The following is a 24209-nucleotide window of genomic DNA, read 5'->3' on the forward strand; positions in this document are numbered from 1 at the left end:
CAATTTGATCCCGGACGTATCACAGGCGCTTTCCTGGCTGGAGGCGCATCCTGACGCAATGAAAGGTATCGGTCGCGGTATCGAACGCGAAACGCTACGTGTTAACCCTAATGGTTATCTGGCCACCAGTGGGCATCCGACATCGTTTGGTTCAGCGTTAACGCATAAGTGGATTACCACTGATTTTGCCGAAATGTTGCTCGAATTTATTACACCAGTGCATGACAATATTGGCAATCTGTTGGCTTTCCTGCGCGATATTCATCGCCATGTCTCGCGTGAGCTTGGTGAAGAGCGGATGTGGCCAATGAGTATGCCTTGTCTGATTGAAGATTTTCAGCACATTGCGTTGGCACAGTATGGCAGTTCTAACATCGGCAAGATGAAAACGTTGTACCGCGAAGGGCTGAAAAATCGTTATGGCGCGCTGATGCAGGTGATATCAGGCGTTCACTATAATTTTTCGCTACCGTTATCTTTCTGGCAGGGGTGGGCCGGTGTTAGCGACGCCAGCAGTGGTCAGAATGCCATTTCTGAAGGTTATCTGCGCCTGATCCGTAACTACTATCGATTTGGTTGGGTCATCCCTTATCTGTTTGGCGCTTCTCCTGCGATTTGTTCTTCATTCCTCCAGGGCAAAGCAACCACGCTACCCTTCGAGCGTACCGATAAGGGGATGTTATGGCTGCCATATGCCACCTCTTTGCGACTGAGCGATCTGGGCTATACCAACAAATCACAAAGCGGTCTTGGCATTACCTTTAATAACCTGCCAGAGTATGTTCGGGCGCTGAAAGCAGCGATTAAAACCCCTTCTGCGGATTATGCAGCGCTGGGCGTTAAGGATGAACAGGGGCATTGGCTGCAACTCAACACTAACGTTTTGCAGATTGAAAACGAGCTCTATGCGCCTGTTCGACCCAAGCGTGTGACCCTACCGGGTGAAAACCCTTCTGATGCCTTACTGCGGGGGGGGATTGAATATATTGAAGTGCGATCTCTTGATATTAATCCGTTCTCACCCATTGGCGTTGACGAGAATCAGGTTCGTTTCCTCGACCTGTTCCTTATCTGGTGTACACTGGCCGATGCGCCTGAAATGAGTAGTGAAGAACTTGCCTGTACCCGTGCCAACTGGAATCGGGTAATTCTGGAAGGACGTAAGCCGGGTCTGATGCTGGGAATTGGCTGTGGAGATGCTCAGTATCCACTTCAGGAGGTGGGGAAAACGCTATTCAGAGATTTGCGTCGCGTGGCTGAAACGCTGGACCGCCAGCTCAGCGACCACCAGTATCAACAGGTGTGTGACAATCTGGAAGCATCGTTTGATGATCCTGAGCTGACTTTTTCAGCGCGCTTCCTGGCTATTCTTAAACAGAAAGGTATTGTAGAAACGGGTGTGGCGTTGTCAGAACAGTACAGGCAACAACTGACGGGAGAGTCGTTGGATATCCTCACCGGGTCACAGTTTGAGCAGGAAGCCATTCGCTCAATGGTTAAGCAGCGGGAAATCGAAGAAAGTGATACGCTCAGTTTTGAAGATTTTCTGCGAAGCAGAAGCTGAGAAAAGAAAAGGCCACATCACTGTGGCCAAATTAACATTTCTGTTGTTAGGGATGATGATAACAAAGTGCGCGTCTTTCAAATATTCTGACCCTGTACGACAGAGAAAGTTTCATTGTTGCGAAAAATAAATTCATTAGTTGAGGTGACTATATGCCATTGCTGGATAGCTTTACCGTCGATCACACCATCATGGCGGCACCCGCGGTCCGCGTAGCCAAGACCATGAAAACGCCTCATGGTGATACCATCACCGTTTTCGATCTGCGTTTTTGCAGGCCAAACAAAGAGGTAATGCCTGAGCGCGGCATTCACACGCTGGAGCATCTTTTTGCTGGCTTCATGCGTGATCACCTGAATGGTGATGGGGTGGAAATCATTGATATTTCCCCGATGGGTTGTCGTACCGGGTTCTATATGAGCCTTATCGGCACGCCGGACGAGCAGCGTGTGGCAAAAGCCTGGAAGGGAGCCATGCAGGATGTTCTGAAAGTGTCTGACCAGCGCAAAATCCCTGAGCTGAACGAATATCAGTGTGGCACATATGAAATGCATTCTCTTGATGAGGCGCAGGAGATCGCACGCCACATTATCGACAATGACATTCGTGTTAACCACAATGACGAGCTGGCTTTGCCGAAAGAAAAACTACAGGAATTACACATCTAGTTCTCTGCTGTTGTTCCTTATACCGTCCCGGTTACGGGACGGTAATCCCTCAGGAGCCTACCGATTCCTTCAGTGATTTTTGCGGCGTAATGCGGACCTGCTTAATCATGTTCTCCTGCACGTCGAGAATATCGATAGCGTAATTGCCGATGCGTACGGTGGTGTTAGGTAACGGAATATCCTCGATAGCTTCCAGAATCATACCGTTAACCGTTCTGGCTTCTTCTTCCGGCAGTTTCCAGTTAAATGCCTTGTTCAGTTCACGCACATTGGCACTGCCTTCAATTAGCACCGAACCGTCATTTTGCGGCACCACTTCTTCGGCAAGATTTGGTGACATTGAGGTGGTAAAGTCCCCGACAATCTCCTCAAGGATATCTTCAATCGTCACCAGCCCTTTGATATCACCATATTCATCGACCACCAGGCCCACTTTCTTTTTATTGCGCTGAAACTTGACCAACTGGATATTCAGCGGCGTACCTTCAGGGACATAATAGATTTCATCCGCTGAACGCAGCATAACCTCTTTGGTAAATTCTTTTTTCTCGGTCATCAGCCGGTAGGCTTCGCGGACCCGCAGCATGCTGATGGTGTCATCAAGAGAATCGCGATAAAGCACGATACGACCATGCGGCGTATGGGTCAGCTGGCGAACGATGGATTTCCAGTCATCGTTAATGTTGATACCAACAATCTCATTGCGTGGCACCATGATGTCATCAACGTTGACTTTCTCCAGATCGAGGACCGACAGCAACATATCCTGATTACGGCGGGACATCAGCGAGCGGGACTCGTAAACGATAGTGCGTAACTCTTCCTTACTTAACGCAGAATTGATAGCACCTTCGGTTCTCATGCCCACCAGCCGCATCAGAATGCGGGTGATGGTGTTCAACAACCAAACCAGCGGCATCATAATCAGTTGCAGCGGGCCTAGCAGAATACTGCTTGGAAAGGCGACTTTTTCAGGGTAGAGCGCCGCGACCGTTTTTGGCAATACTTCGGCAAAAACCAGTACGCAAAAGGTCAGAATACCGGTGGCAATAGCCACACCCTCATCGCCGTGAATACGCATCCCGACAATGGTCGCCAACGCAGAAGCGAGGATATTCACCAGGTTATTCCCGATCAGCACCAGACTCAGCAGGCGGTCGGGGCGGCGTAGCATCTTCTCCACCCGGCGTGCGGCACGATTGCCATTTTTTGCCTGATGGCGTAATTTGTAACGATTCAGGGTCATCATGCCGGTCTCAGACCCGGCGAACCAGGCCGAAACCAGAACCATCATCACCATAATGACAATCAAAGTGGTAGTTGAAACCTGTTCCAACGAAGCAATTCCTTGTGGTTGATGATCAGGAAGTCAGAAAGTGTTGTAACATCCTGCTACCAAAATAGGCCATGGTCAGCAAAAACGCCCCACCAAAATTAAACCAGGCGACACGGCGGCCACGCCAGCCTTCATGGTAGTGCCCCCAGAACAGAACGATGTAGGTGAACCAGGCCAGGATTGACAGCACCGCTTTATCAACATTTTCACGGCTGAAAAGGTCATGCATATAGAATAAACCGGTGCACAGTACCAGGGTCAAAAGCACCACGCCCACTTGGGTAATGTGAAACATCTTGCGTTCGATGGTCATTAAAGGGGGAATGTCGTTGCTGAGGGTCAGTCTTTTATTCTTAAGCAACCAGTCTATCCATGCCAGCTGTAGAGCATACAGCGCGGCGATCATCAGTGTCACGTAAGCAAACAGTGCCAGACCGATGTGTATCATCATTCCTGGCGTGGTTTCCAGATGAGTAATGAATGCATTCGGTACAAAGGTGGCGAAAGCCAGGTTGATTAATGCAAAGCTGTAAACAATAGGTAGCAGTATCCAGCCGCGGTTGCGGGAGGCAACAATGGTCATGATGGCGCAAATCAGCAGGCTAACCAGTGAACCTATGTTCAACAGACTGAGATTGAGTCCGCCTGGCGTTGCAAAAATACGCTGGTACAGTGCGATGCCGTGGCAAATCAGTGCTGCGATGGCGGAAATTACCGCCAGCCTTCGCCAGGTACTTTGCTTACGCAACAGGCTTGGAACAATAAGCGCAAGGCTGAAGGAGTAGGCGAACAGCGCCAGAACAGGAAATACGGACATAGAAAGTTATCTGGTACCGGTAAGCAAAAATGCAGTATAGCGCCAGCAGCGGTCGGCTCCAAACGATCTCAACGCAGAAGGCTGAGATCGCCCTTCCTTCATGTTATAATTCGCTTCATTGTGTCGCCTGGCGACCTCTCATTACGTGAGCGAGAGACGATGTTTGATAATTTAACCGACAGATTGTCGCAAACCCTGCGCAATATTAGCGGCCGTGGACGGCTGACAGAAGACAATATTAAGGACACCCTGCGTGAAGTTCGCATGGCACTGCTGGAGGCTGACGTTGCGCTGCCCGTAGTCCGTGAGTTTATAAATCGCGTCAAAGAGCGTGCGGTGGGACAGGATGTTAATAAAAGTCTTACGCCCGGTCAGGAATTTATAAAAATTGTTCAGAATGAGCTGGTCGCCGCGATGGGATCGGAAAACAACACGCTCAATCTGGCCGCACAGCCACCTGCCGTAGTGTTGATGGCAGGTTTGCAGGGTGCAGGTAAAACAACCAGCGTTGGTAAACTGGGTAAATTCCTTCGTGAAAAGCACAAGAAAAAAGTGCTGGTTGTTTCTGCTGACGTATACCGTCCCGCGGCAATTAAACAGCTGGAAACGCTGGCTGAACAGGTTGGAGTCGACTTCTGTGCCTCCGATCTGAGCCAGAAACCCGTTGATATTGTAAAAAATGCACTACAGCAGGCGAAGCTGAAATTTTACGATGTGCTGCTGGTTGATACCGCGGGTCGTCTGCACGTAGATGAAGCGATGATGGACGAAATCAAACAGGTTCACGCCGCGATTAACCCGGTTGAAACCCTGTTTGTGGTTGACGCCATGACCGGTCAGGATGCTGCCAACACGGCGAAGGCGTTTAACGAAGCGCTGCCGCTAACGGGGGTGATACTGACCAAGGTTGATGGTGATGCCCGTGGCGGTGCAGCGCTGTCAATCCGTCATATTACCGGCAGACCGATTAAATTTATGGGGGTTGGTGAAAAAACGGAAGCCCTTGAGCCGTTCTACCCGGACCGCATCGCCTCACGTATCCTCGGTATGGGCGATGTACTGTCGCTGATCGAAGATATTGAAAGCAAGGTTGACCGCGCCCAGGCAGAGAAACTGGCCAGCAAACTGAAAAAGGGTGACGGTTTCGACCTGAATGACTTCCTGGAGCAGCTAAAGCAGATGCGTAACATGGGTGGTATGGCCAGCCTGATGGGCAAACTGCCGGGGATGGGACAGCTGCCGGATAACGTCAAGTCGCAGATGGATGACAAAGTGCTGGTACGGATGGAAGCAATGATCAACTCCATGACCCGCAAAGAGCGCGAAAAGCCAGAAATCATCAAAGGCTCCCGTAAACGTCGTATCGCCACCGGGTCAGGAATGCAGGTGCAGGATGTCAACCGCCTGTTGAAGCAGTTTGACGACATGCAGCGAATGATGAAAAAAATGAAGAAGGGCGGTATGGCGAAGATGATGCGTGGCATGAAGGGGATGATGCCGCCGGGCTTCCCCGGTCGCTAAATCAGTCACGCGAATTAGATTGCTTTTTGCGCCAAAATGAGTAAAATTTTCGGGCTTTTTATATTGCATCCGGGCCCCGTTCCCTCAATGGGGCCCGGTTGTTTTATTCACTAAAGAGGATGTTATGGTAACAATTCGTTTGGCACGTCACGGCGCTAAAAAGCGTCCGTTTTATCAGGTAGTCGTTACTGACAGCCGTAATGCTCGTAATGGTCGCTTTATTGAGCGCGTTGGTTTCTTCAACCCGATCGCATCTGGTCAGGCTGAAGCACTGCGTCTGGATCTGGACCGCATTGAGCACTGGGTTGGCCAGGGCGCTACTCTCTCTGATCGCGTTGGTGCGCTGATCAAAGAAGCTAAGAAAGCAGCTTAATCTGTCACGGTGGTCAACATGAGCAAGCAACTCGCCGCGTCGTCGCCCATTAACCCATTAATTATGGGAAAGATGGGATCGGCCTACGGTATCCGTGGTTGGCTCAAAGTGTTTTCCTCCACCGAAGATGCCGAAAGCATTTTTGACTATCAGCCATGGTTTATTCAACGGGCGGGTCAATGGCAGCTTATCGAGCTGGAAGGCTGGAAGCGCCACAATCAGGACATGATCATCAAAGTCAAAGGCATTGACGATCGTGATACTGCGGGTCTGCTGACTAACTGTGAAATTGTCGTGGATTCTGAGCAGTTGCCTGCGCTGGACAACGGTGACTATTACTGGAAAGACCTTATTGGCTGCCAGGTGGTTACCCCCCAGGGCTATGAACTCGGTAAAGTCACAGAGCTGATGGAAACCGGTTCTAACGACGTTCTCGTCGTGAAGGCGAACCTGAAGGATGCATTTGGTGCGAAGGAGCGGCTGATTCCGTTCCTTGATGGACAGGTTATCAAGAATGTCGATCTCACTACCCGCACTATTCAGGTAGATTGGGATCCTGGTTTTTGAACCCCGAACAAAGCAGTAATACGCCGGTACAGTCGATGTGGATAGGCATTATCAGCCTGTTCCCTGAGATGTTCAGCGCGATTACCGACTACGGGGTAACTGGCCGGGCAGTAAGAAATGGCCTGCTCAGCATCCAAAGCTGGAGTCCTCGTGATTTTGCTCATGACCGGCACCGAACCGTGGACGAACGTCCTTACGGTGGCGGACCGGGGATGTTGATGATGGTTCAGCCCTTACGGGATGCCATCCACGCAGCAAAAGCAGCGGCAGGAGAGGGCGCTAAGGTGATTTATCTTTCGCCTCAGGGGCGCAAACTCGATCAAAATGGGGTTTGCGAGCTGGCGACCAGTCAGAAGTTAATTCTGGTGTGTGGTCGTTACGAAGGGATTGATGAGCGCGTAATTAAAACCGATATCGATGAAGAATGGTCGATTGGTGATTATGTACTCAGCGGTGGGGAGCTGCCAGCAATGACGCTGATTGACTCGGTCGCCCGGTTTATACCCGGCGTACTGGGGAAGCAGGCGTCAGCCGAAGAAGATTCGTTTTCCGACGGACTGCTGGATTGCCCGCACTATACCCGCCCTGAAGTGTTGGAAGGAATGGAGGTTCCGCCAGTTTTACTGTCGGGCAACCATGCTGAAATTCGCCGTTGGCGCCTGAAACAGTCGCTGGGCCGTACCTGGCTCAGAAGACCTGAACTTCTGGAAAACCTGGCTCTGACTGAAGAGCAAGCAAGGTTGCTAAATGAGTTCCGTGCTGAATTCATCCGGCAACATAACGATGATGGGCAGCCTGACACGAGTCGCGGCGCCTGAATATCAGTTTACCCAGGATAAGAGATTAAATTATGAGCAACATTATCAAGCAAATCGAACAAGAGCAGATGAAACAGGACGTACCTTCATTCCGTCCGGGTGATTCCGTGGAAGTGAAAGTATGGGTCGTTGAAGGTTCAAAGAAACGTCTGCAGGCATTCGAGGGCGTGGTTATCGCTATTCGTAACCGCGGTCTGCACTCTGCATTCACTGTTCGTAAAATTTCTAACGGCGAAGGTGTTGAGCGTGTATTCCAGACGCACTCACCTGTTATCGACAGCATTACTGTTAAACGCCGTGGTGCCGTACGTAAGGCCAAACTGTACTATCTGCGTGAGCGTACCGGTAAGTCTGCACGTATTAAAGAACGTCTGGGCGCTAAAGCAGCATCCTGAGTTAATAGTGAATAAGGGGCTGGCCGAAAGGCTGGCCCCTTTTTTTATGGTGCGATTTATCAACGGGAGATTAACCCTGAGTGGCTTTAATCAGCTCAACTACCAACGGTGAGACTTCCTTTCGAAGTGCCGCACGTTCAGACTGAAACAGGGTGGCGACGAAGTATCGATGATCGGGCAGTTCGATACCGCGCACATCCCCCTCTCGATCCCATGCACTGATACGCAACGGAAAATTCTCCAGTTCAGCGATAAAATCCGGGTTAACACCAAAATTGCAGTGATAGCCTTCGTACGTACTGAGTTTGCCATAAGCATGGGCAATGACGGTGCTTTTACCGATTACGATATCACCGGTCTTTTCTACCAGGGAGCAGCTTAACGGTATAATCACCAGACGCCCTTCGCTGTCGGTCTCTGCGTGAGCTGCATCGGCCCAGCCCATGACATTGCGGGCATATTCCACCATGGCGTACTGAAAGCCACCGCATGAACCAAGAAACGGCACGTTATTCTCACGGGCATAAGTGATAGCCAGAAATGCGCCATGATCGTTTTGGTAGGGGCTTCCGGGCACTACCCAGATGGCGTCAAAACGCTTTAAAACGGCGGAGTTGGTGATGGATTCAGTTGGTAGCCACTCTGCCGTCACGGGCAGGTTCAGGGAGGCAGCGGCCAGTTCAACAGAAGGGGGGATAGACTGGTGAGCAATCGCAGCTGAACAATAATCACCAACAAGGGCAAGGCGGACGGGGGCGGTCATTTTTATTTCCTGTTCAGGTAAATAAGGAGGCTACAGTATTCATTACAGGTTAGCAATATTACCCTTTTTTCCCGATCCACCGCCTGCCTCCATATCGGAGAAGCACTGATAGCCTGAGACATAATCGATGGCCAATCGGGCATTAAAAAGTCCGGGCCTTCTTGCCCGGACTTTATCATTAGCGACCACCAACTGTTACGACATGCGATTGACTACCATCTGCAAATGCTCAGTCAGGCCTCGCTTTAAACGTCCCGTAAACGGGCTTTCCGTCATTCGGCAAGCCAGAGTGAAGCGGCATCGACCGGATTCCAGGTTGGGGACATTGCGGTATGTGCCACCCGGCAGATCCACACTCTGTTGTTATACAGAACCTTATCGCCGATCCTGTAGGCTGTGCCTAAAGCCCACGCAGGATAATGTGCAGAAGCATGAGTGGTAAGAGACAGTGTATTGCTTTGATCTGACAGACGCCCCTGGGTATCGCGGGCGATAACAAAATAGCGGTAACGGGTATCAGGGGATAGTCCTGCATCATGATAAGTTAGCTGAGAGGCGGGTACTCTCACCAGTGCATTGATGATACTGTCGCCCTCTCCGCGGTAAATACTGTAATCCTGTATCGCACTCGTGCCGGAAGATGTTCCCCATGCCAGGCTGATACTGTTATCGGTTACTGACACTGAGTGTAAATTACGCGGTGCCGTTGGCGCGGAGTCAGGTACTTCGGGGGTTGTGGTCTTCGCCGTGATGCCCGCAGATCGTGCAGACTCAAGGCCGTTACTGTCAACAGCGCTCACCGCGTAGCTGAACTGAGTATCTGGCATAAGCCCGGAATCTGTATAGCTGGGATCTGTACTGGTATTTAGCAAACTGCCGTCACGGTAGATACGATAACTTTTTACCGGGGCATCGAGCCTGTTCCAGGTCAGGGAGATACTGTCAGTAGTGGCACTGGCTACCCTCAGTCCCGCAGGAGGGGGGAGGATAAGCTGGCTTTCGTCGTCAGCGATTTCACCATTAACGGTATATGTTAGTGGGATACGGGCGGGTTCGATGGTTCGGCTGGCGATCACATTGCCATTGCATACCAACCTGACGGTTCTTATTTCATCAGACTCTGCAATATTAATGTGGAATTTATTCATGGCGTTGCTGGTAAGGCGGATATTTTCCAGCTTAAATCGCTGAATGTTACTGCCAGTTTCTACCCATAATTGGCAGTCAGCATCGTCAGTTACATTACTATTATCGGCGTAGATAAAACCATAGGCTCCGTGCATGGCAGGATAAATATAGCCAGGCAATACCTCCTTGGGATCGTAATAACCTACCAACGTGGTGACGGGCACGCCAAAGGATTCAGGCTTATGATTGCGGGTGATATCTTTCAGTAGCGCGATTTCACGCCAGCCGTGTCCTCCTGAAATGTAGTGTTTACTTTCACCATAAGGTATACGCATATTCAGGCCGTTTACATGGACCGTTACGGGAAGTACTGCGTTATTTTCAATAGTAATGACCCGCTCCCCACTCACCTGCGATGTAACGGGAAAGTGGATATCTCCTGCCCAGTCATTTTCTTTCATCACGATGCGCACGACGTCGTTGCTGGTAAGATAACCCACTAAATCGTCCTGACTCACAGCATTATTAGAGGCAACCGTGCTGCTCATGTTCATATCGACGATGATGCATTCGGTCCATACTGAAGCATTGGATATATAACTTCTTCTGAATCCTCCTGGGATGGGGATAGCCTGGCCATTAATGTTCAGCTGACTGACCCATAGAGCGCTGCTCCTGACTGTGATAATCCGCTGATTATTAGCCTGTGAAGCTGGAGGCACATTCACTGAGTGAGCCCAGCTGCCGTCGCGCATTTCTACCAGAACCATGTCCGAATGGGTAAATAACTGAGTGAGTGCATTTGCACTCAAATCGCTGTTAGCGGCGGTGGTTGCGTTGATTATATTTTGCTTGAGGGCATAGGGTTCCATGCGCCGGGTGATGCTGTTCCATTTTTTAAAGCCCGTGCTGGAACCGGGGGAAAATACCGCTTTATTTTCCAAAAAATCCTGAATAATCTTAGCGACATAAGGTGTGTAAAGGGTAAAGCGGTTCAGTGAACACAGTGGTTCACCACCCGACATGGCGTCAAATCCGAAAGATCTTCCATGAAAAGGTGCCTGGCAGTGTGATGCCATGCAGGATGACTGATGATCAACTACCGCCCGGAAATTGGGTATGAAACGGTTCAGATCCTTGTCCCAGCCCCAGGTGGAGTTGGGTGCGTCGGCAGACCGGTGAACCGAACCGATAAACCCGCCAACGAAATGTCCTAACCCGTAATTATGGCCAACTTCATGGCTGAACTCATTGCCCAAAGACTCGTCAAGCGTCGCCGTACCGGGACCACCGTAACCACCGTGTACCTGGAGACCATTGCTGTAAATGCCGCGGCTGTTATGAGCGGTTACCTGAGCAACAGTATAAGGCGTCCATTCACCTTCGCCTGGTGAACTGTTGATGCCATAATTTGCATGATTGATACCAAGAGAAATAAGTTCTCTGGTAATACGTTGCCACATGGTTCCCTGGTGCCAGGCCCCAATGCTTGGGTCTGAGGTGGTCAGTAAGGTTCCGTCAGGCAACATGACTTCCGTCAGATGAAGCGACTGATAATTACTGACTGTCAGTCTGGATAGCGGCACAGTCTGAAAATATTCCCGGTGTGCCTGAGGATCCTTTGCAAAGGCATACTCATCGCGAGGTGTGGTCAACATGCCGATGTCGATAGTGTGAATCAGCAACTCACCAGGAGCACCAACGTTTATATTGTTTAGTTTTCCACTTTGGTTACTGCTGTCAAACTGCATGCTGATACCTGGTTTGATCCACAAAGCAGGAACTTTAGCGCTCCAGGTATTTTCAGCATAGATAATACCCTGATTAAACAGTTCAGCATCCAGGATCCACTGGCCGGATATAAATTTAAATTTCCCGTTATTTTTATCTGAGATAACCGCGCGCCGACCACTGAAGATAACATTTGAAGTAAAGACCGCAGTAGAGCTGATATAAACTACCTTTCCTTCCAGAGCTGGGTTATTTGGTAAGTAAATATCCCTTGTCCAGTGACCATTCCCGGTACGGATTTCAATGAAGGTATGTTGCTGCAATAGCTGTAAGAGATAAGAAGCGGAAGGGTTATTCAGAGCATTAATTTCAGTGTTACTGGTAATAGTATGGGTGCTGCCGGGTAGAGGCGTGAAATCAATATTATCAGGTATATTGTCGATATGGTAAGTCGTGTTGGGTAATTCTTCAGGCTTTTGTAATTGAATAACCCCAACGGTTTCACCATCTACACCGGTGACCGTCAGGCGTAAGGTTTCTGTATTATTCAGCGGTTTGACCAGTACCAGTGTTTCACGGTGTGCAACCAGATGGGGCTGTGGATCGCTGGGTACAGGTGTGCTGGGAATAATCTGGCTTTGTGCAAATTTAACGTTGGCAGCCAGAGAGCCTTCTAAATCATTGTTATTATTGCTGTTATTGAAAACCAGTTTTTCACTTTTTATCCCGGAAAATTTACTGAACATTCCTTCACTTATTATCATGACTAATCCTTAATGTAAAATTATCTCAACTGGTTCTTACTTATTAAAAAAGTAAGTAAGAACATTTTTTCATGGCTATGAGAAACATTGTGATGATGCATGCTTATTTTTAATTCCTGATCAAAATTAATCAATTTCAAAAATTTTCATCCCGTATCAAAAAAAGCATTCCCATGAAAGTTAAGGCTTATATTTAATGATTCGGTATGATGCGTTTTTTAGCATGGTGAAATGCGTGATAAGAGTCTACCGGCTTAAAATGGCACTATTCTGGCCACCTTAATAAATTACGGTAGCGAATTGCAGATAAATAACTGGAGAATGAAACCTGCTCGCCATGCAATACTTTTCCGGTAAAGAGGCCAATACCGGAAGTAATTATGTTTTATGGGGATGTTGATGGCGGTGAAAATGACAGACAGCTGTGTCGACAGGGCCCTGGCCAGGACGATTAATCCATGTTTAATCGTCATAAATTCATCACCACATTTCATTGCCAGGCGGCAGCTGGCAATGTTTCCGTTGCGGTGAGAATTTCTACGACATTCCTCTCAGTACTTTGCCCTGCAAGGTTAAGCAGGTAGTGAACAGCCTTGCTGGCAATCCTCCTGGCACTGCACGTTACTCAACAGGCCAACTGAGCAGTGATTTTTTTGAGCCGGTGTTACACACTGGGATTCAGATATTAGAAAGTAAAAAAAAGTTGCCACTCAGCAACAAATTTTCATTTAGGTGTAATGTAAACTTTACATTGATATTTTTTATTTTTTCTTTGTAAATTATTGATATATGTTATTTATTTTATAAATATCCTTATGTGGCAATAAAATTTGTACGTGTACAGGTTTATGTCTGTACCTTTTATGATACAGTTTTCGTCAGCTTACCAGGGGCCAACCTGAGTAGAAAAAGATAAACAGGATAATGACTATGCAAAAAGACGCGCTGAATAACGTACACATCGCAGAAGAACAGATTCTTATTACTCCTGAGGAGCTGAAGAAAAAATTTCCTCTTTGCGCTGCCCAGGCGGAACAGATTGCCGCTTCCCGTCAGGTGATTTCTGACATTATCAGTGGCAAAGATCACCGCCTCCTGGTGGTGTGTGGCCCCTGTTCCATTCATGATACCGAAGCTGCCCTCGACTATGCCCGTCATCTGAAGACTCTCTCCGGGGAGGTAAAGGATCAGCTGTTTATTGTTATGCGCGTCTATTTTGAAAAACCCCGCACAACAGTCGGCTGGAAAGGGCTGATTAACGATCCCTACATGGACAATTCATTTGATATGGAAGCGGGTCTGCATACAGCACGCCGGCTACTGTTGGATCTGGTAGAGATGGGGCTGCCGCTGGCAACCGAAGCACTCGATCCTAACAGCCCGCAATATCTTGGCGATCTGTTCAGCTGGTCTGCCATCGGTGCCCGCACGACAGAATCCCAGACTCATCGTGAAATGGCGTCAGGATTATCAATGCCTGTGGGTTTCAAAAATGGTACTGATGGTAGTCTGGGCACGGCGATCAATGCCATGCGAGCAGCTGCGATGCCACACCGCTTTGTGGGCATTAACCAGAGTGGACAGGTGTGTCTGCTGCAAACTCAGGGAAATCCTGATGGTCATGTGATCTTGCGGGGGGGGAAATGTCCGAATTACGGCCCTGAAGATGTAGCTCAATGTGAAAAAGAGATGAGCCAGGCGGGACTCCATCCCTCCTTGATGATAGATTGCAGCCATGGCAATTCTAACAAAGACTTCCGCCGCCAGTCCGGCGTGGCCGAGTCTGCCGTCGCGCAAATTAAAGACGGCAACCGTTCAATTATTGGCCTGATGCTGGAAAGCCATCTCCATGAGGGTAATCAGTCTTCTGAACAACCACGAAGTGAAATGCATTACGGTGTTTCTGTGACTGATGCCTGTATCAACTGGGAAACAACGGAGAGCCTGCTGCGTGAAATCAATCAGGACCTGAGGGGAGTGCTGGCGGCGCGTCTGTCGCAAGAGGATTAATTATGGTGGCTGAACTGACCGCACTACGCGATCAAATTGATGAAGTTGATAAGGCGCTGCTCGATCTGCTGGCCAGGCGGCTACAGTTGGTTGCCGAAGTGGGTGAGGTGAAAAGCCGGTATGGATTACCCATTTATGTCCCTGAGCGGGAAGCCTCGATGCTGGCTTCCCGCCGCAAAGAGGCTAAATTGCTGGGCGTTCCACCCGATTTGATTGAAGATGTACTGCGTCGGGTCATGCGTGAGTCGTACTCCAGCGAAAATGATAAAGGCTTTAAAACGCTGTGTCCTGGGCTGCGTTCCGTTGTTATTGTTGGCGGTAAAGGCAAGATGGGACGTCTGTTTGAGAAGATGTTAGTTTTGTCAGGATATCAGGTGAAGATACTTGATAAAGAGGAGTGGGCTCAACGGAATACTCTGCTGGCAGATGCCGGTATGGTGATTATCAGCGTGCCAATCCATCTGACAGAAGAGGTGATTGCTGCACTGCCGACGTTACCGGATGACTGTATCCTGGTCGATCTGGCATCGGTAAAAAATAGCCCGTTGCAGGCAATGCTGGTAGCACACAGTGGGCCGGTGCTCGGTCTGCACCCGATGTTCGGCCCTGACAGTGGCAGCCTCGCCAAACAGGTTGTGGTGTGGTGCGATGGCCGACAACCAGAAGCCTACCAGTGGTTTCTTGAACAGATTCAGGTATGGGGTGCCAGGCTGCATCGCATCAGTGCTGTTGAGCACGACCAGAACATGGCGTTTATTCAGGCCTTGCGCCATTTTGCGACTTTCGCTTACGGGTTGCATCTGGCTGAAGAGAATGTACAGCTTGAGCAGCTTCTCGCTCTGTCGTCGCCCATCTACCGCCTTGAACTGGCGATGGTGGGAAGATTGTTTGCACAGGATCCGCAACTGTATGCGGACATTATTATGTCTTCAGAAAACAATCTGGCACTGATTAAACGTTACTATCAGCGTTTTGGCGAGGCGATAAAATTACTGGAGAAGGGCGATAAACAGGAATTTATCAACAGCTTCCGTAAGGTAGAGACCTGGTTTGGTGAGTATGCACGCCGTTTCTTACTGGAAAGCCAGACTCTGCTGCGTCAGGCGAATGACAGCCGTCAATAAGGAAAATTGGTCGTTCGCAAATCAGCGTTGTGGTCATTTTTCTTTCACAGTCTTAACCGTCCAGCCCCCAATTTGGGGGCTGTTGCAGGTCTGTCTGCCAATCAGATAGCGTTGGCTTATCGGCTGTCTCGGAGATTACTCACTGCTATTTGTGTTACCGGCACCGCTTGGCTTACGGCGTTTACCTATATTTTTGGTATCGCGATGACGTTTTTTGATACGGGGCTTAGCCGCTTCACTGTTTTTTTCTTTCTTCTCTTTACGTTTTGCCAGTGCTTTCTTTGATGGCTTACCGTTCTGTTTTTCACTCGGGGCACGGGTAGTTGGCCGTAATTCGTCAATGATCCGTGCTTTCAGAGGCTCATTGATATAGCGACTGATTTTACCCAGCAACAGGTGGTCGTGTGCTTCCACCAACGAGATGGCTTTGCCTTTTTTACCGGCGCGGCCGGTGCGACCGATGCGATGCAGGTAGGTATCCGCCGTGCGGGGCATATCAAAATTAAAGACGTGGCTGACGTCATCAATATCGATACCGCGGGCAGCCACATCGGTAGCGACCAGCACATTCACACGACCATCAACTACCCGCTTGATTGCTTCATTTCGCTTATATTGTTCCAGTTCACCTTCCAGATAACTGGTACCGATCCCGGCATCACGCAGCCAGCCACACAGTTCGTGAACCCGCTCACGTTTACGCACAAAGATGACCGAGCGGGTGACCTCAGGCTGCTTGAGCAGATGGATCAACAACGCGGTCTTGTGTGCCGTATCGTCAGCGCGGTAATACCACTGCTGAATTTTTTTGCGTTCACGACGTGCGGGATCGGCTTCAATCTCAACGGGGTCGTTCAGCAGGCGCTCGGAAAAGTCTTTGATTGCCTCGCCTTCAAGCGTGGCGGAAAATAACAGCGTTTGCTTACGCCAGCGGGTTTCAGCAGCAATGGTTTCGATATCATGAGCAAACCCCATATCCAGCATACGGTCTGCTTCGTCAAGGATCAGCGTTTCAACTGCCCGGCAGTCAAAATTTTCTTCTTTAATATATTGCAACAGGCGGCCGGTGGTGGCGACCACCACATCCTGGTTCTCACTGAACACCTCAGCATGATTCATATAGGCAACGCCACCTGTGATGGTCGCAATGTCAAGATGAGTATGTTTTGCCAGTTCGCGAGCCTGATCTGCAACCTGCATGGCCAGTTCGCGGGTAGGTGTCAGCACAAGAATACGTGGCGGGCCTGATTTTTTACGCGGAAAATCGAGTAAATGTTGTAATGCAGGCAGCAAGTAGGCGGCCGTTTTGCCTGTACCGGTTGGTGCCGAACCGAGAACGTCACGACCCTCCAGTGCAGGCGGGATTGCAGCGGCCTGAATGGCAGTAGGGCGGGTAAAGCCCTTTTCCTGCAAGGCATCCAGCAGGCTTTCATCAAGTTCTAGTTCGGAAAAAGTGGTTACAGTCATGGTCTACCTCAGCTTGGGGCGCTGATTATAGACAGAATGAACAGGATCTTCATCTGTTTGTGTGCCCTGAATGACTTTTCCTCAGACATCAATTGTCCTATGCTAGCGCCGTTTCCTTTGCAGGCCAGTAAAATGTCTCAACAGAAAGTGGCTCTCCGCGCCGACGGTTTTACCTTTAAACAATTTTTCGTTGCCCACGATCGTTGTGCAATGAAGGTCGGTACTGATGGCGTGCTGCTGGGTGCCTGGGCTCCGGTTGCGGGCGCCCGGCGGATATTGGACATCGGCACCGGTAGCGGCCTTATTGCGCTGATGCTGGCACAGCGAACCACACAGGACGTGGTTGTTGATGCTGTTGAGCTCGACGAGCAGGCTGCTGGTCAGGCGCAGGAAAATGCGGCGGCATCCCCCTGGGCCGAACGGATTAATATCTGTCAGGCTGATATTTTGCCGTGGGCGAAAAATTGCGAACATCGCTACTCGCTCATTGTCAGCAATCCACCCTATTTTAGCGCGGGCGTTGCGTGTGCGACACCTGAACGGGCGGCAGCACGTTCCACCGCCGGGCTGACGCACGATGCGCTTCTGACATGTGCTGGCGAACTGATCGCCGAAGATGGCTATTTTGCGGTGATTCTGCCTGAACCCGCAGGCAATGCGCTGGTTGCGATGGCAGAGCAGCAAGGCTGGTATCTGCATTTGCGTACCGATATATCTGACAATGACCGACGTCCAGCAAATCGTGTACTACTGGCGCTTTCCCCTGTACCGGGCGAACCGTTTATCGATCGCATGACCATTCGTGGGCCAGATCGACGTTATTCCGAGGCGCATTGCAGCCTGACGAGAGATTTTTACCTGTTTCGTTGATTATGGCACCAGTATTGTTGGCGTTGCTTTACTGAACTTCTGCGGATAGTCCAACGTATAGTGCAGGCCACGGCTCTCTTTCCTTGCCATGGCACAGCGAACAATCAGTTCCGCAACCTGAACCAGATTACGCAGTTCCAGCAAACTGTCGGAAATATGAAAATGAGCGTAGTATTCGTCCATCTCCTGCTGAATCAGGGTAATACGACGCCTGGCGCGCTCCAGACGTTTAGTGGAGCGAACTATCCCGACGTAATCCCACATCAACAGCCGCAGCTCATGCCAGTAGTGCTGTATTACCATTTGCTCATCTGAATCATCCATCCGCCTTTCATCCCAGTCCGGCAGTGCATAAGATGATGTCACGGTTGGTAAATAGTGCTGAATATCTTCTGCTGCCGACCAGGCATAAACCAGACACTCCAGCAATGAGTTGGAGGCCAGACGGTTGGCACCGTGTAAACCGGTGCAGCTGACTTCTCCTGCGGCATAAAGACCACTTAAATCGGTTCGGCCCTGCTGGTTGACCATCACTCCGCCGCAGGTGTAATGGGCTGCCGGAACAACAGGGACTGGCTCTCTGGTCAGGTCAATGCCGAGAATTCGCAGTTTCTCGCTAATGGTCGGGAAATGGGCACGAATAAATTCGGCTGATCTGTGGGTGATATCAAGAAACATGCAATCTGCACCCAGACGTTTCATTTCGTGATCAATAGCACGCGCCACGATATCACGGGGAGCGAGTTCGGCGCGCGGGTCGTAATCAGGCATAAATCGCGTGCCGTCAGGTCGTTTTAATAGCGCTCCCTCACCGCGCAGAGCTTCCGTCAACAGAAAGTTCGGCGCATCAGGATGAAACAGGCAGGTTGGATGAAACTGATTGAACTCAAGATTTGCCACACGGCAACCCGCACGCCACGCCATGGCGATGCCGTCACCGGTAGCGACATCCGGGTTCGTGTTGTACCGATAAACGTTGGCTGCTCCGCCCGTTGCCAGCACAACAGCGCGGGCACGACAGGTTTCTACCTTCTGGCGTTTTCGGTTCCAGATATATGCACCAATGACGCGCCGTTTACCCGGCAGACAAATTCGGTCAGAGGTAATAAGGTCAATCGCATTGCGGTGTTCGAACAGATGAATATTAGGATGACGTAGCGCCTGAACGACCAGCGTATTTTCCATTGCGCGGCCAGTTGCATCTGCACTGTGCAGGATGCGACGGTGGCTGTGGCCGCCTTCACGCGTAAGGTGGTAAGCATTTTCGTGGCTTTCTTTATCAAACGACATGCCATTATCGATCAACCACTCCACGCAGTGCCTGGCATTACGCGTGATAAATGAAACGGCCTGACGATCACAGAGGCCGTCACCGGCTGTCAACGTGTCCGCGCTATGTGACTCTGTGCTGTCGCGTTGGTCAAAAACGGCGGCAATACCCCCCTGAGCATAAAAGGTGGCACTTTCGTTCACCGGCCCCTTACTCAGTACGGTAACCTGGTTTTTGTCGGCCAGTCGGAGTGCCAGTGAGAGCCCGGCGGCACCACTGCCGATAATCAAAATGTCACAAGTGTAATCCGAAGAAGAGTTCATTTTGTTTAATTTACTAAACAAGTTGTGTGTGGAGCATACCACCCAACTTTTTTTGGTAAAAAGTCTTTTTGTTATTTTTTAAGCCTGTTGGCTGCAATCATGGAGATAGAGGTCCAGAAATCAGGCAGGTTTCTCATTTTTTGGTAAAAAAAGGTTTAATATTGCGAACAGCTTTAAATGCGCGTGATTTAAAGATGAAAAAACAGGCTTCATGGGGTAATCTGCGGCGTTAATGAGAGGCTATACGCCAGGGGATAATCATATTGAAGACGCGTTGGCCCCTGACAGCACAAATCATAAAAACGACCGCGGGTTTCATCTCACCCTGCATCTGCAATATAAATACAACAGCGCAATGGAACTTCACATATGATAATCACTCTAAGCGCAAGCTTGCTCGACAGATATAGGGTGTTGTTGGGTGTTGGGAGTCGCGTGGAAATATATTGGGGGAGACATTACCTCGGATGAGCGAGCAGTTAACGGATCAGGTTCTCGTAGAGCGAGTTCAGAAGGGAGATCAGAAGTCATTCAATTTACTGGTTGTACGTTACCAGCATAAAGTGGCGAGCCTGGTTTCCCGCTATGTCCCTTCGGGAGATGTGCCTGATATAGTCCAGGAATCATTTATTAAGGCGTATCGTGCGCTGGAATCATTCCGTGGCGACAGCGCTTTCTATACATGGCTCTATCGTATCGCCGTGAATACGGCCAAAAATTACCTTGTGGCTCAGGGGCGCCGTCCACCTTCCAGTGACGTGGACGCTATCGATGCTGAAAACTTCGAAAGTGCCAGTGGATTGAAAGAAATTTCGAACCCTGAGAACTTAATGTTGTCTGAAGAACTGAAACAGATGGTCTTTCGCACCATAGAGACATTACCTGACGATCTTCGTATGGCAATCACTCTACGTGAGCTGGACGGTCTCAGCTATGAAGAAATAGCGGCTATCATGGAGTGTCCGGTAGGCACGGTGCGTTCGCGAATTTTTCGTGCCCGTGAAGCTATTGATAATAAAATTCAACCACTTATCCAGCGCTAGCAATAGCGTATACAGGAAGGGTATTGAGGCATGCAGAAAGAGCAACTTTCCGCTTTAATGGACGGCGAAACTTTGGATAACGAAGTTTTGTCCGCACTGTCTAAAGATGTCGGGCTACAGCAACACTGGGAAAGCTATCACCTCATCCGTGATACCCTGCGTGGCGAGATTGGACAGGTTATTCATTTTGATATCTCAGCCCGAGTGGCGGCAGCGATTGAAAATGAGCCGTTGAACAAAACCTCCCGGCTAATCCCTGAGCAGCAACCCACACCAGAACGTTACACTCACATGCCTTTCTGGCATAAAGTGCGTCCGTGGGCTGCTCAGATAACTCAGGTGGGCGTTGCGGCCTGTGTTTCTCTGGCGGTGATTGTAGGCGTGCAGCATTACAACCAGCCTCAGAGTGCACAAACACAGTCTGACTCTCCGGTGTTTAATACGCTGCCAATGATGGGACAGGCTTCACCTGTGAGCCTTGGCGTGCCGTCTGAAAATGTAATCAGCAGCAATGCACCTCAGCAGGTGCAGGAACAGCGTCGCCGCATTAATGCGATGCTTCAGGATTATGAATTGCAACGTCGCTTGCATTCTGATCAACTCCATTTCGATCAGAATACAGGTCAGCAGGCGGCTGTTCAGGTTCCGGGTAATCAGTCGTTAGGAATTCAGCAGCAGTAATGAAGCAGCTTTGGTGTGCCATCAGTCTGATGGCTGGTAGCCTGATACATTCCAGCGTTGCCCTGGCGGAAACCACCCCCGGGGCTTTATTGCAACAAATGGAGCAGGCCAGCCAGTCTCTCAGTTATGAACTTGCCTATATCAACGTCTCAAGACTTGGCATCGAATCACTGCGTTATCGACATGCTGTGTTGAATAACCAAGTCTACGCCCAGCTTTTGCCTATGGACGGTCCACGTCGTGAAATTATTCAGCGTGGCAATGAAGTCAGCTACTTTGAGCCAGGTCTGTCGCCCTTCACCCTGACAGGAGAGCACATTGTTGATGCACTACCTTCACTGGTGTATGCGAATTTCCCGAAGCTCGCCGCCTTTTATGATTTTGTCCCGGTGGGACGAACCCGCATTGCCGATCAGGTGTGTGAGGTAATAAGAATTGTCGCGCGTGACGGTACCCGTTACAGCTATATCGTCTGGCTCGACACTGATACACGTCTGCCGTTGCGCGTCGATCTCCTCGATCGCGATGGTGAAACGTTGGAACAGTACAGGGTGGTGAGCTTTGCCGTCGATGATGGCGTGCAGAAAATAATGCAGGGATTGGAAAAGGTAAATCTTCCTCCCTCCATGCCTCTACCCAGCAATGAAAAAGTCAATTTTAGCTGGACGCCTGGCTGGCTGCCGGAAGGGATGAAGGAAGTGATGCAGAGTCGCAGACAGATCCCCTCACTGAACAAACCCGTTGAGTCACGCCTGTATTCGGATGGATTGTTTAGCTTCTCAATTAACGTTACCGCGGCAGATAAAAACAGCAATTCTCAGCTCCTGCGCACCGGGCGTCGCACGGTCCAGACTGCAGTACGTGACAATACAGAAATCACGGTGGTTGGCGAATTGCCCCCATCTACTGCCAAGCTTATAGCGGATGGCATCAACCTGAGATCGGCACAATGATGAGAGAATGGGCCACGGTGGTTTCCTGGCAGGACGGCATCGCAACACTGCACTCAGAAATGAAAACCTCCTGTAGCAGCTGTTCAGCGCGGAAAGGCTGTGGCAGCCACATGCTTAATAAGCTTGGACCAAAAAACGCTCACGTGATGAAAATCGCCAGTGCTGAACCTCTTAAACCGGGGCAGCGCATTGAAGTGGGTATTGAAGAGAAAAGCTTACTGAGTTCGGCGGTGTTGATATATATGACACCTCTGCTAGGGCTGTTCCTCTGTGCAGGTCTGTTTCAGATGCTGTTTCAGAGCGACCTTGCTGCCGCTGCCGGGGCTGCCCTGGGTGGATGCGGAGGCTTTATCGTGGCAAAAGGTATTTCAGCCTTGTTAAGTAAATCAGCCTCCTTTCAGCCGGTGATCCTCAGTGTTTCACTGCCACCAGATGTGTTAAACGTCCGCTCTTGATCTGCTTTCAGTTTGCTGTCGCTGTTGGGGTAGCAAACTGTTTCTCGCTTCTCTCTGTCCCACATTTTTCAAATGTTTATTAACCTGCGCCGGCATGAAGTGGTTTATTAACTGCGAATATGGGCAACTTCATTTCCCGTCTCTTTTGAAAATGTATGAAATTTTCTGACACATATTGTTTTAAATTTAACAACATCGTAGCATGCATGCTCTCTGGTGATAATGATTATCATTAGGATTGACTGTGGGGGTGTTATGTCGTTGTTTTTGGCGAGATGTGGAGTTTTTTTCGCTGGCCTGATGTTGGCCGGAAGTGCGTTGGCCGCACCATTTGTGGTGGAAGACGTCAGCGGGCGCAAGGTAGAAATTAAATCAGAAGTTAAAAGGGTTATTCTTGGCGAAGGTCGACAGATTTATCTGCTGGCGGCATTTGATACCCAGGATCCTTTTAAACGTGTGGTTGGATGGCGCGATGACCTGCCAAAGGCAGATTTCGACAGCTATCAAAATTATAAAAACAAATACCCGCAACTTTTGAAGCTGCCAACTTTTGGTGGCGCAAAAGAGGGAACGTTTAACGTAGAACAGGCATTGACGCTGCACCCCGATCTGGTGCTGATGAATCTTGAGTCAAAAGCGGCAACAGACGAAGGAAAGTTGATTGAAAAGCTCGATCGGTTAGGCATCCCCGTCGTCTTTATTGATTTCCGTGATAAGCCCTTCGAAAATGCTGATAAAAGTATCAGGATAATGGGACAGTTGCTTGGCAAGCCACAACGCGCAGAAGAGATCATCGCATTTCGTAACAAGCAGATAGCGATTGTACAGGACAGGCTCAGGAATTATCACGGCAAGAAACCAACGGTTATGCTCGACCGTGCCGGTGGCTACAGCGATGAATGCTGTATGTCATTTGGTGATGAAAACTTCGGCCGTATGGTGGAAGTGGCCGGTGGCATTAATATCGCCAAAAATCTGATCCCAGGTACGTTTGGCACCCTCAATCCTGAACAGATTATCAGCGCCAGACCCGATGTAGTCATTGTGACGGGCGCCAACTGGAAAAATTACAATACGGCGAACGGTTGGGTAGGTGTTGGGCCCGGTGCGGACCTGACGCTGGCAAAACAGCGACTGACTGCATTGATGGCTCGTCCTGCGTTCAGAACACTGCCGGTTGCCACTAACGGAAATGCCCATGCAATCTGGCATCAGTTTTATGACAGTCCGTATAACTTTATTGCAATACAGGTCATGGCGAAATGGCTGCATCCCGATCTGTTTGCCGATATTGATCCTGATGCTACGTTCCGTGAGTTCCATCAGCGCTTTCTGCCGCTGGATTACCAACCTGGTTACTGGGTGACGTTGCCCGCTAAACCTTAATCTTGTGGTCGGTATGTCTACGGTTTGACTTGCTTTTAAGGCTGCTTTGGCAGCCTTTTTAGGCTTAAAATCATGGCAAATGGCACGGGTCTTATCCAAATGAAGACAAATGAATATTTCACCTCCTTTTCATGTCCTGATACCGAATCTGATACGTTCTGATATATGTGAATTCTTTCGTG

At 49.7% G+C, this 24209-nt stretch carries 21 protein-coding genes; 15 read left to right on the forward strand and 6 right to left on the reverse strand.

The window, feature by feature from the left end:
- The first annotated feature begins 4 nt into the window (after positions 1-4).
- Positions 5-1564, forward strand: coding sequence for a glutamate--cysteine ligase (gene gshA / locus EB241_RS16460; protein WP_124234196.1), 1560 nt, complete (start codon positions 5-7; stop codon positions 1562-1564).
- Positions 1565-1716: 152 nt separating this feature from the next.
- Positions 1717-2232, forward strand: a complete 516-nt coding sequence (gene luxS / locus EB241_RS16465; protein ID WP_124234197.1) for an S-ribosylhomocysteine lyase — start codon at positions 1717-1719, stop codon at positions 2230-2232.
- A 49-nt stretch (positions 2233-2281) separates the two neighbouring features.
- On the opposite strand, the gene EB241_RS16470 is transcribed toward luxS, so the two are convergent.
- Complete coding sequence (locus EB241_RS16470) at positions 2282-3568, reverse strand: HlyC/CorC family transporter (RefSeq protein ID WP_124234198.1); 1287 nt, start codon at positions 3566-3568, stop codon at positions 2282-2284.
- A 25-nt stretch (positions 3569-3593) separates the two neighbouring features.
- Positions 3594-4385 carry a cytochrome C assembly family protein gene (locus EB241_RS16475; protein WP_124234199.1) on the reverse strand — a complete coding sequence of 264 codons (792 nt, stop codon included), beginning with the start codon at positions 4383-4385 and terminating at the stop codon, positions 3594-3596.
- A 159-nt stretch (positions 4386-4544) separates the two neighbouring features.
- On the opposite strand from EB241_RS16475, the gene ffh reads away from it, so the two are divergent.
- The 5 genes from ffh to rplS all read left to right on the forward strand — a co-directional run bounded on the left by ffh (position 4545) and on the right by rplS (position 8059).
- Positions 4545-5906: a signal recognition particle protein gene (gene ffh, locus EB241_RS16480; RefSeq protein ID WP_124234200.1), complete on the forward strand. Its 1362-nt coding sequence runs from the start codon at positions 4545-4547 to the stop codon at positions 5904-5906.
- 124 nt (positions 5907-6030) lie between these two features.
- Positions 6031-6279, forward strand: coding sequence for a 30S ribosomal protein S16 (rpsP, locus tag EB241_RS16485; RefSeq protein ID WP_124234201.1), 249 nt, complete (start codon positions 6031-6033; stop codon positions 6277-6279).
- Between the two features lie 18 nt (positions 6280-6297).
- Positions 6298-6846: a ribosome maturation factor RimM gene (rimM, locus tag EB241_RS16490; protein WP_124234202.1), complete on the forward strand. Its 549-nt coding sequence runs from the start codon at positions 6298-6300 to the stop codon at positions 6844-6846.
- A 35-nt stretch (positions 6847-6881) separates the two neighbouring features.
- Positions 6882-7664: a tRNA (guanosine(37)-N1)-methyltransferase TrmD gene (trmD, locus tag EB241_RS16495; RefSeq protein ID WP_124234259.1), complete on the forward strand. Its 783-nt coding sequence runs from the start codon at positions 6882-6884 to the stop codon at positions 7662-7664.
- Between the two features lie 32 nt (positions 7665-7696).
- Positions 7697-8059 (forward strand): 50S ribosomal protein L19, encoded by a 363-nt coding sequence (gene rplS, locus EB241_RS16500; RefSeq protein ID WP_124234203.1) that lies wholly within the window; start codon positions 7697-7699, stop codon positions 8057-8059.
- Positions 8060-8129: 70 nt separating this feature from the next.
- Here the strand turns inward: rplS and EB241_RS16505 are convergent, their stop codons facing one another.
- Together EB241_RS16505 and EB241_RS16510 are read right to left on the reverse strand one after the other, a co-directional pair.
- Positions 8130-8822 carry a CTP synthase C-terminal region-related (seleno)protein gene (locus EB241_RS16505; RefSeq protein WP_124234204.1) on the reverse strand — a complete coding sequence of 231 codons (693 nt, stop codon included), beginning with the start codon at positions 8820-8822 and terminating at the stop codon, positions 8130-8132.
- Positions 8823-9094: 272 nt separating this feature from the next.
- Entirely contained in the window at positions 9095-12445 is a 3351-nt protein-coding gene (locus EB241_RS16510) for a M66 family metalloprotease (RefSeq protein WP_124234205.1), read from the reverse strand.
- A 930-nt stretch (positions 12446-13375) separates the two neighbouring features.
- On the opposite strand from EB241_RS16510, the gene EB241_RS16515 reads away from it, so the two are divergent.
- Both EB241_RS16515 and tyrA read left to right on the forward strand, forming a co-directional pair.
- Positions 13376-14455 (forward strand): 3-deoxy-7-phosphoheptulonate synthase, encoded by a 1080-nt coding sequence (locus EB241_RS16515; RefSeq protein WP_124234206.1) that lies wholly within the window; start codon positions 13376-13378, stop codon positions 14453-14455.
- A gap of 2 nt (positions 14456-14457) precedes the next feature.
- A complete protein-coding gene (gene tyrA, locus EB241_RS16520; protein ID WP_124234207.1) occupies positions 14458-15579 on the forward strand; it encodes a bifunctional chorismate mutase/prephenate dehydrogenase in 1122 nt (373 codons plus the stop codon).
- Positions 15580-15714: 135 nt separating this feature from the next.
- Here tyrA and srmB read toward each other — a convergent pair whose 3' ends face one another.
- Positions 15715-17046, reverse strand: coding sequence for an ATP-dependent RNA helicase SrmB (gene srmB / locus EB241_RS16525; RefSeq protein WP_124234208.1), 1332 nt, complete (start codon positions 17044-17046; stop codon positions 15715-15717).
- A gap of 132 nt (positions 17047-17178) precedes the next feature.
- Between srmB and trmN the strand changes: the two genes are divergently transcribed.
- Entirely contained in the window at positions 17179-17916 is a 738-nt protein-coding gene (gene trmN, locus EB241_RS16530; RefSeq protein ID WP_124234209.1) for a tRNA(1)(Val) (adenine(37)-N(6))-methyltransferase TrmN, read from the forward strand.
- Here trmN and nadB read toward each other — a convergent pair whose 3' ends face one another.
- On the reverse strand, positions 17917-19509 hold the full coding sequence (gene nadB, locus EB241_RS16535; protein ID WP_124234210.1) for an L-aspartate oxidase: 1593 nt from the start codon (positions 19507-19509) through the stop codon (positions 17917-17919).
- A gap of 467 nt (positions 19510-19976) precedes the next feature.
- Here nadB and rpoE point away from each other — a divergent pair, with 467 nt between their 5' ends.
- The 5 genes from rpoE (at position 19977) to EB241_RS16560 (ending at position 24027) form a co-directional block, all read left to right on the forward strand.
- Entirely contained in the window at positions 19977-20552 is a 576-nt protein-coding gene (rpoE, locus tag EB241_RS16540; RefSeq protein ID WP_124234211.1) for an RNA polymerase sigma factor RpoE, read from the forward strand.
- A 30-nt stretch (positions 20553-20582) separates the two neighbouring features.
- Positions 20583-21233, forward strand: a complete 651-nt coding sequence (gene rseA / locus EB241_RS16545) for an anti-sigma-E factor RseA (RefSeq protein WP_124234212.1) — start codon at positions 20583-20585, stop codon at positions 21231-21233.
- Positions 21233-22186: a sigma-E factor regulatory protein RseB gene (gene rseB / locus EB241_RS16550; RefSeq protein WP_124234213.1), complete on the forward strand. Its 954-nt coding sequence runs from the start codon at positions 21233-21235 to the stop codon at positions 22184-22186. The genes rseA and rseB overlap by 1 nt, the downstream gene beginning before the upstream one ends.
- Complete coding sequence (rseC, locus tag EB241_RS16555) at positions 22183-22641, forward strand: SoxR-reducing system protein RseC (RefSeq protein ID WP_124234214.1); 459 nt, start codon at positions 22183-22185, stop codon at positions 22639-22641. The genes rseB and rseC overlap by 4 nt, the downstream gene beginning before the upstream one ends.
- A gap of 300 nt (positions 22642-22941) precedes the next feature.
- Entirely contained in the window at positions 22942-24027 is a 1086-nt protein-coding gene (locus EB241_RS16560; protein ID WP_124234260.1) for an ABC transporter substrate-binding protein, read from the forward strand.
- The last annotated feature ends 182 nt before the right edge of the window (positions 24028-24209 follow it).

Origin of the sequence: Erwinia psidii (assembly GCF_003846135.1) — a bacterium.
In the GTDB taxonomy this organism is placed as follows: Bacteria; Pseudomonadota; Gammaproteobacteria; order Enterobacterales; family Enterobacteriaceae; genus Erwinia; species Erwinia psidii.

Bases quoted from the DNA above. Each gene is read 5' to 3' on its own strand.
- luxS (WP_124234197.1), top strand. From the start codon at position 1,717: ATGCCATTGCTGGATAGCTTTACCGTCGATCACACCATCATGGCGGCA.
- EB241_RS16510 (WP_124234205.1), bottom strand. From the start codon at position 12,445: ATGATAATAAGTGAAGGAATGTTCAGTAAATTTTCCGGGATAAAAAGT.
- rseB (WP_124234213.1), top strand. From the start codon at position 21,233: ATGAAGCAGCTTTGGTGTGCCATCAGTCTGATGGCTGGTAGCCTGATA.
- srmB (WP_124234208.1), bottom strand. From the start codon at position 17,046: ATGACTGTAACCACTTTTTCCGAACTAGAACTTGATGAAAGCCTGCTG.
- EB241_RS16505 (WP_124234204.1), bottom strand. From the start codon at position 8,822: ATGACCGCCCCCGTCCGCCTTGCCCTTGTTGGTGATTATTGTTCAGCT.
- rseC (WP_124234214.1), top strand. From the start codon at position 22,183: ATGATGAGAGAATGGGCCACGGTGGTTTCCTGGCAGGACGGCATCGCA.
- EB241_RS16515 (WP_124234206.1), top strand. From the start codon at position 13,376: ATGCAAAAAGACGCGCTGAATAACGTACACATCGCAGAAGAACAGATT.
- nadB (WP_124234210.1), bottom strand. From the start codon at position 19,509: ATGAACTCTTCTTCGGATTACACTTGTGACATTTTGATTATCGGCAGT.
- ffh (WP_124234200.1), top strand. From the start codon at position 4,545: ATGTTTGATAATTTAACCGACAGATTGTCGCAAACCCTGCGCAATATT.
- EB241_RS16475 (WP_124234199.1), bottom strand. From the start codon at position 4,385: ATGTCCGTATTTCCTGTTCTGGCGCTGTTCGCCTACTCCTTCAGCCTT.
- tyrA (WP_124234207.1), top strand. From the start codon at position 14,458: ATGGTGGCTGAACTGACCGCACTACGCGATCAAATTGATGAAGTTGAT.
- rimM (WP_124234202.1), top strand. From the start codon at position 6,298: ATGAGCAAGCAACTCGCCGCGTCGTCGCCCATTAACCCATTAATTATG.
- trmN (WP_124234209.1), top strand. From the start codon at position 17,179: ATGTCTCAACAGAAAGTGGCTCTCCGCGCCGACGGTTTTACCTTTAAA.
- rseA (WP_124234212.1), top strand. From the start codon at position 20,583: ATGCAGAAAGAGCAACTTTCCGCTTTAATGGACGGCGAAACTTTGGAT.
- rpsP (WP_124234201.1), top strand. From the start codon at position 6,031: ATGGTAACAATTCGTTTGGCACGTCACGGCGCTAAAAAGCGTCCGTTT.
- rpoE (WP_124234211.1), top strand. From the start codon at position 19,977: ATGAGCGAGCAGTTAACGGATCAGGTTCTCGTAGAGCGAGTTCAGAAG.
- EB241_RS16560 (WP_124234260.1), top strand. From the start codon at position 22,942: ATGTTGGCCGGAAGTGCGTTGGCCGCACCATTTGTGGTGGAAGACGTC.
- trmD (WP_124234259.1), top strand. From the start codon at position 6,882: ATGTGGATAGGCATTATCAGCCTGTTCCCTGAGATGTTCAGCGCGATT.
- rplS (WP_124234203.1), top strand. From the start codon at position 7,697: ATGAGCAACATTATCAAGCAAATCGAACAAGAGCAGATGAAACAGGAC.